The organism is Algoriphagus hitonicola, from assembly GCF_900113375.1.
Classification (GTDB): Bacteria; Bacteroidota; Bacteroidia; order Cytophagales; family Cyclobacteriaceae; genus Algoriphagus; species Algoriphagus hitonicola.
Window position 1 is genome coordinate 44,885 of the sequence record NZ_FOPC01000005.1, and the last position, 14,098, is coordinate 58,982.

Sequence of the window (14,098 nt, forward strand, 5' to 3'; positions counted from 1 at the left end):
ATTGGTAAAGAAATGAAAATGGATATAAATGTAAAGTTGCTCACTCAAATCTGCGAAATCGCTGGCGCTCCGGGCTTCGAAAAAAGAGTTCGGGACTTGGTGATCGAATTGGTGACTCCCCATGTAGATGAAGTGAAAACAGATAATCTCGGAAATGTCATTGCCCTAAAAAAAGGAACGCGAAATCCCGATGGGAAACGCGTGATGGTAGCAGCCCACATGGATGAAATTGGTTTTATCATCACACATATTGATGACAACGGATTTCTGAGGTTTCATACCTTAGGAGGCTTTGACCCAAAAACTCTTACTGCTCAGCGGGTAATCGTACACGGAAAAAAAGATCTCGTCGGCGTGATGGGAAGCAAACCCATTCATGTGATGAGTCAGGAGGAACGAAACAAATTGCCCAAGACTACTGATTTTTTTATCGATTTGGGAATGCCAAAAGAGGAGGTGGAAAAGTATATTTCAATCGGAGACCCGGTAACCCGTGATCGGGAATTGATTGAGATGGGCGATTGTGTCAATTGCAAATCTATTGATAATCGAGTAGCAGTTTTTATCTTAATCGAAGCGCTTAAAAAGCTTAAAAACCCCGCATACGATGTCTATGCCACTTTTACAGTACAGGAAGAGGTGGGGATCCGGGGAGCAAATGTCGCCGCACACGGGATAAATCCGGACTTTGGAATTGCTTTGGATACCACGATTGCCTTTGATGTACCGGGGGCTCAAGCTCACGAAAAAGTCACCGAACTCGGAAAAGGTACAGCGATCAAAATCATGGATGCGATGACGATTTGTGATTATCGAATGGTGGATTTTATGAAAAAAACTGCAGACAAAGAGAAAATCACTTGGCAGCCTGAGATTCTCACCGCCGGAGGGACGGACACTGCCGGAGTACAGCGCATGGGAAAACAGGGCGCTATTGCCGGTGCGATTTCCATTCCTACCAGACACCTGCATCAAGTGATCGAAATGGCCCACAAAAAAGACATTTCCGATTCCATAGAGTTGTTGGTGGCTTGTCTCGAGCAGGTCGATACCTACGATTGGAAGCACTAGATGAAGGCCCTGAGAAATCGGGGCTTTTTAATTTAAAAAACAATCCCCTATCTTATTGACATGGTTTTTTGGAATAGATTTTTGAAATGGATTGGTAAACTCGAAGTGATCCAGATTGAGCCTTTTCTGGCGATCAGCAATGGACAGCAGGTTTTTGTCAAGGGTCGGGTGATTTCTGCCTATAAACAAAGCCGTCCCAAAGCCCGGAATAATCCCATGAAAAATATTTTTGCCTCGATCAGGCGATATGCCGTGACGAGCATTCCCGAGATTCCTATCTTGATTTCTTTGGGCGATGGTCAAGAAGAGGTGATCAGTGATCAAGATGGAGTATTTGAATGTTTACTTACCTCTACTGATGATACCCAAGTGTACTTTTCGGTCAATGAAAAGGAGGAGGGCTTAAAATACCAAGATGGGGAATTATCAATTTACCATGTTCAATATCCGAATGGAGTTATTTCAGATATTGATGACACGATTTTGATTTCCCATGCTACTCAAATCGGTAAAAAGCTTTGGCTTTCTATCTCTAAAAACGCCTATACCCGGCGGCCTTTTCCCGGAGTCTCGGAATTTTATCAGAAGCTGGCCATCGGCGGAAGAAATGAGGTTTTCTATGTCTCAAGTAGTGATTGGTCCTTATATGATCTGATTCGGGATTTTTTAGAGTTTAGAAATATTCCCACCGGACCTATTTTACTAAAAGACAAACATATCAATCTCAAGAATATCTGGACCTCTGGAGGAGGAAGCCATGATCATAAATTTGAGAAAATCCGATTCCTATTTTCATTCTTTCCTGAAATGAATTTCATTCTGGTCGGGGACAGCGGGCAACACGATCCGGAGATCTATGCCGAACTCAAGGAAGAATTTCCCGATCGGATTAAATCAATTTTTATCCGGGAAATCAAGGCGAATAATTTTATTGATACAAAAAGAGATTATCTTCAGTCTAATCTTGGATTTTACTTTGTGAAAAACACAAATGATGCAATCCAAATTGCCGAAAATCTAGCGCTGTTTTCATCATGAAACAAAAGGCCTTATTTATTTTCAATCCCAAATCAGGAACAGGTGACTTCACTTTTCCTGAACTCAAAGAAAAAGTCCTCGCAAATTTGGATGGTTTTGAGCTAGTCGATTTCGAAACGACAGGAGAAAACGATCCTCAAAAGATTCGGGACCAAATCAATCAGTTAACCCCGGACCTTATTCTAGTTGGGGGTGGAGATGGTACGGTAAAACTCGTCGCCGAAAATCTCGAAAAGTCAATTCCGATGGCGATTTTGCCTCTCGGTTCAGCTAATGGTCTTGCCAAATGTCTGGGAATTGATCTACTGGAAGATGGATTGGATGCCCTTCGCAAAATGATGGCCATATCCATGGATGCCATTGAGATCAATGGGGAGTTATGTTTGCATTTGGCGGATTTTGGATTTAATGCCAAGTTGATCGAAGGATTCGAGCAGCAGGAGGGAAGGGGAATGCTGGGGTATATCAAAAGTTCGTTTTCCCAATTATTCATAACTGAAAAATACCCCTTTCAGATCCAAACTAATGACAGAACTTGGGAATTGGAAACCCGGATGCTTTTGATTGCCAACGGAGATCGATTTGGTACGGGGGCGGTGATTAATCCAAATGGGAAATTGGATGATGGCAAATTTGAAATTGTGACATTGAATATTGAGACCTTTGATGATTTGCTGGATGTTTCCAAAAGTTTGATTTCCGGGGATATGGGAGAGGGCGAAGGGATTCAATCCTGGTCACTTACTTCTTGTAAAATCATAAATAAAGCTGGGGTCAAATTCCAGATTGATGGAGAATTGAAAGGAAACCCAGATGAAATAGAGGTAGCGATTCATCCCGGAAGATTTCAGTTTATCACAAGAATGGAGTCAACCCATACTACGTAATTTCAAGTAAAAGCATTCCTAAACCTTACCCTATGAAGAATTTATATCTATCAAGTTTTTTCTTTTTCTTACTTTTTTTCACCTTTTCCTGCGAGCAAAAATCCGGTGAAGTAGAAGAAGTTATTGCCGAAGAGCCAAAATGGATGGATTTATTTAATGGAGAAAATCTAGATGGTTGGATCCCAAAAATCCATCATCATGAAACCGGTGAAAATTACGCAAATACCTTTCGAGTTTCCGATGGGATTATCGAAGTAAACTATGATGACTACGATACCTTCGAAGAGCGATATGGGCACTTGTTTTACCAAAAGCCCTTTTCCAACTTTCATTTGAAATGGGAATATCGATTTACGGAACAGTGGCTGGAAGATGCCCCGATTTATACGTATCGCAATTCGGGAATCATGTTTCATTCCCAGGCACCGGAGACGATTTTAAAGGAGCAGGATTGGCCGATTTCGGTGGAGTATCAGATGCTGGCTGAAGAAAAGGAAGGACAACCACGCCCCACGGGGAATATGTGCAGCCCGGGCACGGATGTGGTTTTTGATGGAGAAATCGATGATCGGCATTGCATCAATTCCACTTCTCCGACTTACCAGTGGGATGAGTGGGTAAGTGCCGAGCTTATCGTCTATGGAGATTCGATAGTTCATCACTTGGTCAATGGCGATACGGTTTTAACTTATAGCAAACCTCAAATCGGTGGCGGCGTTGCCAATCGATATGATCCTGATATTAAAATCGATGGTACACCCTTGAAATCCGGCTATATCGGGCTGCAAAGCGAGGGACAGGGAGTGTTGTTTCGGGAGATTAAGATTCGGGAGCTTTGATCGATTAATTCAAATCTCCAAGGATTTTACATCCCTATTGAATCTGATCGAGGGTTTCAGCCTTGAGACCAAATTTAAACTCAATTTTCATTTTTGAGTTGAATTATTTTTTTTCTTCTAATTCTTTAAAAAGTTTGAAATAGGTATCAGAAATCTTTTCGGCTATTCCCTCTGCGATTTCTTGATTATATAAGAGGATTGATTTCTACTTTTGATCATTTCCATCCAGCCTTCTCCATCCTGAATCAATCTCAGCCTAAAACCTTCCCTTGAGGCATCCCTTGAGCCGGTGATATCCGGGTTTCCTTGAAACGCGAAATAATCTTTTAAAACATTCCAAGCCAGATCATGAGTAAATTCAAATGCTTGAATCATTCCTTGCTCCTCCAATGGTGACAAACCTCGCTGTTTGGATAGCAAAACAGCATTTTCCAATTACCGAAGAGCTTTTGAATAATTGGTCAGTCGTTAATGCCAGCGAATTTTAGAGTTCATAACTCCAATTTATACTTAAACCCGAAATATGCATTAGACTTCTTATTACGAGTCCAAACCGCTTCAAAATCAATCGCTTTGCTGCATTTAGCTCAATCACCGTCCCGTAGGTACGGGATGCCTCATTCTCCGCCTCAGGCGGATTGATTTTATTGCGGTTTGATCTCTCACTACAGATTCTAATGCATAATCCGGGTTAAAAATCTAAAACTCTAAACACTGCTTGATATCAAGAAAAAATCCAGCGCCTCTTGACACTGGATTTTTTAATGTCTGATTTGATTTAATCAGTTGGAGATTATTTACTTCAAATAAACCATAGAGGTCTTTGAGATCTCAAAGGTTGTTACCCCAATTTCGATAAACTTTCCTCCAAAGCCTTAATCTTGGCTTCGGCATCTGCTTGTTTTTTCTTCTCGTTTTCGACGACTGGAGCAGGGGCGCCAGCAACAAATCGCTCGTTGGAGAGCTTTTTCATCACCGAGGCTAGAAAGCCTTTGGTATACTCGATTTCCTTCTGAAGATTTGCTTTTTCTTCCTCGATATTAATCGAATCGCCCATCGGGATGAAACATTCGTCGGATTTGACCACGAAGCTCATCGCATTTTCTACTTTTTCAGAGAAATTCAGTGAGGATAGATTGGCCAACTTGATCAACACGGATTCGAAACGGCGATAGAGTTCCGGAGTCTTCGTGTTGATCGTCAGTTCAAGCGACTCCTTTGGAGACATGCCTTTGGAAGCCCGGAGATTTCTCACCTGTGACACCACTTCAAAGACCTGTGCAGCTTCTTCGATGATCTTCTGATCAAAGTCTTTTGCCTCAGGCCAAGTGGCCAAAATCAAGGATTCTCCTACGCTTCTTTCTTTGATTTGATGCCAGAGTTCCTCGGTAATAAAAGGCATAAAAGGGTGGAGGATTTTGAGAACATCCTCAAAAAGCGCAATGGTTTTATCGAAAGTAACCTGATCAATAGGCTGTTGGTAAGCAGGCTTGATCATCTCGAGATACCAAGAGCAGAAGTCATCCCAAACCAGCTTGTAAGTTACCATCAAGGCGTCTGAAATACGGAATTTTTCGAAATGCTCGTTGATTTCTGCCAAAGCCTGCTGGAATCGATTTTCAAACCATTCGATTGAAGAGGTATTGCTGGCTCCGTCAAGTTTAGGATCGATTTCCCAACCTTGAACCAATCGGAAAGCATTCCAGATTTTATTGGCAAAGTTTCTACCCTGCTCGACCAATTTGTCATCGTAGGGCAAGTCATTTCCCGCAGGAGAAGAGAAGAGCATCCCGGTGCGGACTCCATCAGCCCCGTATTGGGCAATGAGTTCCAAAGGGTCGGGGGAGTTGCCGAGCGATTTTGACATTTTTCTCCCTAATTTATCCCGTACGATCCCGGTGAGATAGACATTTTTGAAGGGTTTTTCGCCCATGTATTCGTATCCGGCAATGATCATCCGAGCTACCCAGAAAAACAAGATTTCAGGCGCAGTCACCAAATCATTGGTAGGATAGTAGTATTTCAGTTCTTCGTTGGGTTTGCCAGTGGTGAATACCTCCGTGTCAAAAACGGAAATCGGCCAAAGCCAAGAGCTGAACCAAGTGTCGAGCACATCTTCGTCTTGCTTGAGATCCGCGAGGACATAGTTGGTTCCAAATTGGTTGTTGGCGATTTGAAGTGCTTCCTCTTTGGTCTTGGCTACAACAAATTCCCCATTGGGAAGATAAAAAGCCGGAATTTGATGTCCCCACCAGAGTTGGCGGGAAATACACCAGTCGCGGACATTTTCCATCCATGCCCGATACATATTTTTAAACTTGGGTGGATGAAGTTGGATGACATCTTCCATGACCGAGGAAAAGGCCGGTTTGGTGATTTCATCCATTTTAAGAAACCACTGAAGGGAAAGCTTGGGCTCAATTACCGCATCGGTACGCTCCGAGTGACCGACATTGGACTTGTAATCCTCCACTTTATCCAGTTGCCCGGCTTCATCGAGCAGTTTTGCGATCTTTTTTCTGGCTATAAAACGGTCCTCTCCGATGAGAATCTGGGCTTTTTCGTTGAGGGTTCCGTTGTCATTGAGAATATCGATTACCTCCAGTTTATGTTTGATTCCCAATTCGTAGTCATTGATATCATGTGCTGGAGTGACTTTGAGACAGCCCGTACCAAATTCCATTTCCACATAGTCATCTTCGATAATTGGAATTGCACGATTGATCAGGGGAATGATGGCTTTTTTACCTTTGAGATGGGTAAACCGTGCATCCTGAGGATTAATGCAGATGGCCACATCAGCCATGATGGTTTCAGGGCGTGTCGTCGCAATGGTTAAAAACTGATCTTCAGTTCCTTCGATTTTATACTTGATGTAGTAAAGTTTTGAAGCGATTTCTTTGGTGATTACCTCATCATCAGACAGGGCGGTTTGTCCTTTGGGATCCCAGTTGACCATGCGGATGCCCCGATAGATTTTGCCTTTTCGATACAAGTCCACAAAAACAGTCGTCACTGCCTCACTCAGGTCTGCGTCCATGGTGAATTTTGTCCGGTCCCAGTCGCAGGATGCGCCAAGTTTTTTAAGTTGCTCGAGTATGATTCCTCCGTATTTTTCTTTCCATTCCCAAGCATGATTAAGAAATTGCTCTCGGGAGAGATCCTTTTTTTCGATGCCTTTTTCCTTGAGGAGTTGGACCACTTTGGTTTCTGTCGCGATCGAGGCGTGATCCGTACCTGGAACCCAGCAGGCATTTTTCCCTTGCATCCGTGCCCGACGGATCAGCACGTCTTGAATGGTATTGTTCAGCATATGACCCATATGAAGGACTCCTGTGACGTTTGGCGGAGGAATAACAATCGTGTAGGGTTCTTTGCTTGGGTTTACTTTGGAGGAAAAAAGCTTGTGCTCCATCCAGTAGCTATACCATTTGGCTTCCGCCAAACTTGGGTCATATTTGCTGGCAATAGACATAAATGTGGGATTGGTTTTGAATTTGCAAAAATAGGGGAAAAAGGGGAATTGACCTTAGAGGAATGGGATTGATGGAAAACAAAAAAGGTTGTCAAACTCATAGAAAGACTTTTTTCGAATGTGAAATTAACATAGGCCATAAAAAAAGACCGACATTTTGCCGGTCTTTTAAGAAAATTAAATCATCATGTTAGTCACCTACATATTCATCCCAACTCAATTCTGCCTGAGGGTGGGGGAATTGCTGGAAGATCGTGCCTCCGTCAAAACTTGTAGGAATTTCATCCAGTCTACCATATCGGCGGGCGTCAATCCAGCGATGTCCCCAAGGCTCAGCCCAGAGCGAATACCTTCTTTGATATAGGATCTCATCAATCAAGGCATCCTGAGAACTTGCTCCTTCATAATCCCCAAGTCCGGCGGCATTTCGAATGATATTGATCGCTTCGATGGCTTCATCAGCCTGGTTCAGATTGGCATGAGCTTCGGCTTTCAACAAAATCAGTTCTTCATTTCTGATGAAAGGAATGGATTCGGTATTGCTAGACCATCGGGCATCTTGATGGGTACCTTCCAAAGCACCCGCATCTGTAGTGACAGTAACTGGTTCGTCTCGCTCCAAAAACTTGTTTTCCACACGTAAATCACCAGGTGTAGCGTCTTCCAAAACGGACGGATGTACTACAATAATGGTGTTTACAGCTGCATTTGGAACATAATAAAGTGGATTGAAAACATCTGGAGAAGCTCCATAGGGATGAGCTGGTCCAGCATTCAGATCTCCTCCCAAATCCATAAAGGATGCATCCAAAGCAGAAAGTACTCCCTGCCAATCTTGGCGATAGGCATTCAATCTTGCCGTAATCGCACGGTTAACCTGCCGCAATCCCTCGATGGTGTTAAATCCATCAAATCCTCTGGTTAAGCTAAAAGGAAACTCTCCTGATCCCGCAGTCTGAAGCGCCGCATCTCCTTCATCCAAGATCGCCTTGATCGCATCAAGTGCTTCCGCATAAGGCACAAATGGCCCAGGATTCAATGGATCGGCAACGTCTATTCGGATTCCATTTTCATAAACAAAGTTTGCCGGAATCATAAACTGATAACCTTGGATGGTTTTGGCAAAACCGGATACTGCACTTCTGGCAGGCGCTTGGATATTTTCGGTGTTCTCCGCAGCGGCTACTAAGACATCGGCTTGTTTGATGGCTTGGTAAGGTGCTGCCCAAGAGCCTCCACCTGTATTTCCAAACCCGAAATAGGATCGATCTGGAGTTCGTCCATTTTGTCCTAACCAATCCGTTTGAAACCGAGGATCGGAGGCATTGAGGTACCAGATCTCACGTCCAAAGGTATTCCAGGCTTGAGATACATTGGTCACATATCCACGATGTCGCGATTCTAATCCTGTAATTAAAAACTGGATTTGTTCAGCGGTAGCATTATTTGATACCGATCCGACTGAGGGATTGTTTGGATCCTGGATTTCGTCCAACTGAAGTGGATTACAAGCCACTAAAGCGCCTGCAACCACGATTATTTTGCTTATATTTTTTAATGTATTTTTCATGGTTTTGCCGGTTTAGAAGTCAATAGTTAAGTGGAAAAACACCCTTCTCGGCGTTGGATATGGTGCGATGTCGACGTTGTTGGCAACAGCCTGAGCGCCGAATGTTGAGGTCTCTGGGTCATAGCCTTCATAGTCGGTAAATAGGAATGCGTTGTTGACAGAAGATCCTACCCGGATATTTTGCACTGCAGTTCCAAACCAATCATTGATAGTCGCTTTTGGAATGGTATAGTATAATCCAATTTCTCGGACTTTCACAAAGGTGGCATCTTGTACCCATCTTGCTGCATTGTTGTATGGCTCTGGCTCGCGCTGACGACCGTTTGGTATTCCGTCCCCATTGTCATCATCAAACCAACCGTTAGTAGTACCTCCTCCATCGGTCAGGAATGAGGTCAAGTTGATATTGTCACCACCTTGTCTCCAATCAACTAAAACTGAAAGCTCGAGTCCTTTGAAAAGGTTTATGCTATTGAAGAAGGAAAGGTTGAAATCTGGTTGGGAATTACCCCAAATGGTAAATCCTCCCGGAGTGTCAGGATCAGCTGGTGTACCCACGATGGTAGTCGGAGAGAAGCCCTCTGCATATAGGAAAGTTCCAAGACCAGCTCCAAAGGCTCCGGCAGTATAAGTCGGAATACCCAATCGGGTCATTTCGATCTCATTTTTCCAGTATAAAATTCTGGAGAACCAGCGGATATTAGATTTTTCGATAATGGTACCAGAAAGCCCCAATTCAATCCCTTTGTTTTGAAGCTCAGCCTCATTACTTGGGGTGGTGTTTACACCGGTAGATGGGGAAAGATTTAGATTCTGGAAGTTGTTTTGAGAGTTTTTGATGTAATAGGTAGCTTCCAAACTCAATCGATTATTGAAGAATCCAGCATCCACACCAAATTCAAGTTCTGTAGCAGTCTCCGGACGGATACTGGTATTTCCCACTTGGGTAGAAACTACCGAACCTAAAAGACCTCCGATATTTGCACCATTTAATGGAGTAAAGGTCGCGCCGAAAGGCACTGGGCCTGCCGTCTCACCGTAAGCTATTCTTGGCTTTAGTTGATTGATGAAGGAAGAATTCCAGAAATCAAAATTGCCCAAATTGATCGCTACGGATGCTCTAGGGAAAGAGTAGAACTGATTGGGGTCACCATTCAGACTTGATTTGTCCCATCGAATACCGACGGTTCCGATGATTTTATCTTCGAAATTTGCTTCCTGCTGCAAGAAGACACCGGCTTCCTGTACTTCAGACATAAATTCCTGATTGATTTGCTGAATGGCAGCTTGAAGTAGGTTTGTTTGACCTGGGACAAGTCCACGACCTCGGTTGAATAAGGAGTTTTCATTGAAATCCAATCGCACCAATCCGGCCTGAGAATTCATGTTGACTTTTCCAAGATTCCAATTGTAAACCAAAGCAGCTTGAAAATTGGTGTTGAAGCTTTCTTGCTTTCCTTTTAATAAGTCGCCCGGATTTGCCTGAGCTCGTTGAAACTGAAGGAATTCAGGAAGGTAAACCATGGTGCGGTTTTGCAAGAAATCCAATCCACCGGAGAAGGACGCCTTTAGGAAGCTGTTGCTCGTTTGTAGCAGGTCAATATCCAAAGTGAAGGCTTGAATAAAGCGATTCACTTGGGCATTGTTTATTCCATTATCCGTGACCGCAACTGGATTTTCTGAGAAGTAGGGATTAGTGGGATAGGTTCCGTCTTCGTTTCTCCTCAAATCAAAATAATTGGGTACATAGGCAATGCTATATCCAATGGATGCACCACTGTTGTTTTGGTTTCCGGTAAAACCTCGATCCGCATCGGTCTGAATGTAATTTGATGAAACACCAAATCTGATTTTATCAGAGATTTTATGATCGATATTGGCTCTCACAGAATATCTTTTGAATCCGGTATTTCTTACGGTTCCTTCTTCATCGGAGATATTGCCTGATACGAAGAATTTGGTTTTATCATTTCCTCCGGAAACATTGATCCGGGTATTGAGGAGTGTTGCTTGATTGTTGTAAAAATAATCCTCGTAGTCAATGAAATTCCCGGAAGACTGAGCTGCTCTAAAACGCTCCAGTTCTACAGGTCTTCGTGCTTCGGTAAAGAAGAAATTGATTTTTTCCTCACTCCAGTCATCTGTTCCCAGTAATCTTAGCGGCTGTGCAAATCCGATATCCTGAGAAAGTGAAACTGTCGTGCGGCCTTCGGCTCCTCTTTTAGTCGTGATGATGATTACCCCAGCATTTGCTCGGGTACCGTAAATTGCAGCAGCAGATGGTCCCTTTAGCACTTCGATGGTTTCGATATCGGCAGGATTTAAATCTGCCAATCGGTTGGCGCCGTCATCCTGATTGCTTCCTCCGGCACCTGATACTGTGGCTCGACCGGTACGCTGAGAGGCATTACTGATGTAAACCCCATCCACAATGATCAGTGGCTGTGAGGCTCCGGACAAAGTAGAAATTCCCCGCAATTGGATGGACATTCCACCTCCTGGTGCACCGCCATTGGATCGGATCGTGGCGCCGGCTACTTTTCCATAAAGGGCTCCGTCTGTAGTTTGAATTGTTGTCGTTCCGGTCAGATCTTTCGCCGATACCGTTGAGACAGCATTGGCGAGATTACTTCGCTTGACCGAGGAAGCCAAACCCGTAACCACCACTTCTTCCAAATTGGTGGCATCTTCCCTCAAGGTAATATCAATCCTAGTTAGTGAGGAGGATACCTCCACTTCTTTGGAAAGATATCCAATTGAGGATACGACTAAGGTAGCCCCTTCATTAGTTGGGATGTTGAGGGTGAAATTGCCGTCCAAATCCGTCACCGAACCTGTGGTAGTCCCTTTTACCAGTAAACTGGCTCCAATGAGGGGTTCTCCATTTCTTTCATCCTTTACCGTCCCTGAGACGGTATACTGTGCCCATGCCCATCCTATGGAACACCATAGGAATAGGAGGGTAAGTGATAGTTTGTAAAATCTGGTCATATTGTTTGATTTAATTTATGACCATAATTTCTAAAAAATCTATCATATTCCAATTTAAATTTTAAAGATCTAAGTTAAAAATGATATGAATGGACCTAAACAGCCTTTTATTGTCACTTTATCTTTTAAAAACATTACTTTTTGGGTAATTATTGCGGTAATAAAACTTTTCGAACAATTTCCTTTCGTTCCATCTAATCAATATTTTTAGAATTCAACTTGAAAACCCACCAACAAAAAAAGACCGACATGGCTGCCGGTCTTTATCCTATTTTTTTAATACTTACTCATTATTTCTCAATTATAGGCAAGACTATTCGACTGGGATGAATGCCTCCATGATGAATGGAATTGGTCGCGATTTTAGCTTCAGTTTCATCGTAATTATTTCCACCGGTATTCAGGTTTCGATCAAAACGTGGGAAATTCGAACTGCTGACTTCGATGCGGATGCGATGTCCTTTCTCAAAATAATTGGAAGTACTCATCGGAGTCATTTTGATTTCATAGACTTTGCCATCTTCCATCCAGACTTCTTTGTCGTAGCCTTCACGATAGCGTACGCGCTGAATGGTTTCGTCCAAATTATAAGCTTTGCCATCAGGATAGACATCAATCAGTTTGATGGTGACATCGGTATCCTTGACATCTGATGAAAGGTAAAGGTAGCTCTCTATAAATCCGGAAACCTCAACTCCTTCTTCCAAGGGCTCTGAGGTATAGACCAAAATATCATCCCTGAGTTCCATTTCGCTTTGATCAAAGGCTCCGCCTTGCACAGCATTTCCTGTACAGCAGACATTTCCTCCGTAGGAATTGACCGGATTCATCGGATCATATTTAAAGGTGTCCTTCGCTTCCGATTTTGGCTTTTTTTCAATTAGTTTTCCATCCCCATTTCGAGTATTGGCACTGCCCTCAGAATCTAGGTAAAACTCGGTCATTTTTGCCTCAGCAGGCGGCCACACATCAGAAGATTGCCATTCATTCGTCCCCATGGTGAAATAGGTGACTTTTGGCATTTCGTCAATTGTACTGCTTTCTTCACCTTTTAGCCATTTGTCAAACCAAGCCGTGATGACCTCGTCATAGTTCCAACGGGCATCACCTACGCTTCGCTCTCCGATGATAGTGTTTTCGGTAGCACGGGTGTAGGAGCAGTGAAGCACCGGTGCGATGACCAGGTACTGATTGTCCCGTGCCATTTGGCTGATGGCATTTTCCCGAGCATGATTATAGAGTGCAATATTGGGAGATGAGGAGACATCGTACCAAGACACAAACCACATACTCGGCTTGTCAAATGGCATATCGTCATGATAAAGTCCGCCCTGATACCAGCGAGGATCATTAGGTTTGCGGGTGATCATTTCTTCGTAGATTCCCTTCGGCCCGTTTTGATTTTTGATAATATCCTGTACCGGTAAATGCGCCAAGCCGTCTTTCCAGTCTACTCTTGGATACCTTGGTGCCATATCATAAAATCGCTGCAATCTGAGTAAATCCTCTTGCCCGATTCCGTCAGGTAATTTAGGCGCCATTGGATCATGCTGGGTGCTGTAAAGCCAAGCCGTAAAAAGCATCTGTCCAGCACCTCCTCGGTACCAGTTCCCTTGCTCGACAAATTCGCCGATTTTACCCACTCCGGCTCCATAGCCCTGAGGCACTAATGCTGCCAAAGCAGGGTGATCGAGGGAAGCAGCAGCCATTTGCCATTCGGCAGTGGAGGAGCAGCCTAATAAACCGATTTTGCCATTGCTCCAAGCCTGGTTTTGCATCCAGTCAAAAGCATCATAACTATCCGTCACCGGCGTGCCGAGAATATCCCATTCCCCTTCGGAAAAGAATCTTCCTCGCTCGTTTTGAACGACGTAGGCATAGCCTTTTTTGACCCAGTCCAGTGCACTCTGCATGGTTCTGGTGCGCAATTCTCCATCTCCGTACGTGTTGAAATTGTAAGGAGTTCTCGAAAAGACGATGGGGACTTTTTCGTCGGTTTTGGGACGGTAGATATCTGTTGCCAGGCGATTTCCATCACGCATCGGCATCATGACTTTTTGGTCGATGATGGCGATTTCGTCGAGTTGCTCCAAAATCGACTTTTCCTGTGCAAATCCTTCGATTTGGAGGAAAATCAGTAGCGAAAGAGCAAAGAATTTTAAGGTTTGTGTTTTTATCATAGTTCAAGCAATTAATTGTGTTAAGATAAAAATTGCCTTTGAATTTT

At 43.6% G+C, this 14,098-nt stretch carries 9 protein-coding genes; 4 read left to right on the forward strand and 5 right to left on the reverse strand.

All coding sequences use genetic code 11. The annotated features are described in order from the left end of the window. The first annotated feature begins 18 nt into the window (after positions 1-18). The 4 genes from BM043_RS08100 (at position 19) to BM043_RS08115 (ending at position 3,835) form a co-directional block, all read left to right on the forward strand. Entirely contained in the window at positions 19-1,071 is a 1,053-nt protein-coding gene (locus BM043_RS08100; protein ID WP_092790966.1) for a M42 family metallopeptidase, read from the forward strand. A gap of 60 nt (positions 1,072-1,131) precedes the next feature. Continuing rightward, positions 1,132-2,109 (forward strand): App1 family protein, encoded by a 978-nt coding sequence (locus tag BM043_RS08105; RefSeq protein ID WP_092790581.1) that lies wholly within the window; start codon positions 1,132-1,134, stop codon positions 2,107-2,109. Continuing rightward, positions 2,106-2,996, forward strand: coding sequence for a diacylglycerol/lipid kinase family protein (locus BM043_RS08110; RefSeq protein WP_092790583.1), 891 nt, complete (start codon positions 2,106-2,108; stop codon positions 2,994-2,996). The genes BM043_RS08105 and BM043_RS08110 overlap by 4 nt, the downstream gene beginning before the upstream one ends. Positions 2,997-3,139: 143 nt before the next feature. Next, positions 3,140-3,835, forward strand: coding sequence for a 3-keto-disaccharide hydrolase (locus tag BM043_RS08115; RefSeq protein WP_245752999.1), 696 nt, complete (start codon positions 3,140-3,142; stop codon positions 3,833-3,835). Positions 3,836-3,997: 162 nt separating this feature from the next. Here BM043_RS08115 and BM043_RS08120 read toward each other — a convergent pair whose 3' ends face one another. The 5 genes from BM043_RS08120 to BM043_RS08140 form a co-directional block, all read right to left on the reverse strand. Then, entirely contained in the window at positions 3,998-4,270 is a 273-nt protein-coding gene (locus BM043_RS08120; RefSeq protein ID WP_218144135.1) for an HI0074 family nucleotidyltransferase substrate-binding subunit, read from the reverse strand. Positions 4,271-4,676: 406 nt separating this feature from the next. Next, positions 4,677-7,310, reverse strand: a complete 2,634-nt coding sequence (locus tag BM043_RS08125) for a valine--tRNA ligase (RefSeq protein WP_092790586.1) — start codon at positions 7,308-7,310, stop codon at positions 4,677-4,679. Between the two features lie 190 nt (positions 7,311-7,500). After that, positions 7,501-8,880: a RagB/SusD family nutrient uptake outer membrane protein gene (locus BM043_RS08130; RefSeq protein ID WP_092790588.1), complete on the reverse strand. Its 1,380-nt coding sequence runs from the start codon at positions 8,878-8,880 to the stop codon at positions 7,501-7,503. A 12-nt stretch (positions 8,881-8,892) separates the two neighbouring features. Further along, on the reverse strand, positions 8,893-11,871 hold the full coding sequence (locus tag BM043_RS08135; protein WP_092790590.1) for a SusC/RagA family TonB-linked outer membrane protein: 2,979 nt from the start codon (positions 11,869-11,871) through the stop codon (positions 8,893-8,895). Positions 11,872-12,161: 290 nt separating this feature from the next. Then, on the reverse strand, positions 12,162-14,051 hold the full coding sequence (locus BM043_RS08140) for a CocE/NonD family hydrolase (RefSeq protein ID WP_092790591.1): 1,890 nt from the start codon (positions 14,049-14,051) through the stop codon (positions 12,162-12,164). Positions 14,052-14,098 lie beyond the last annotated feature (47 nt).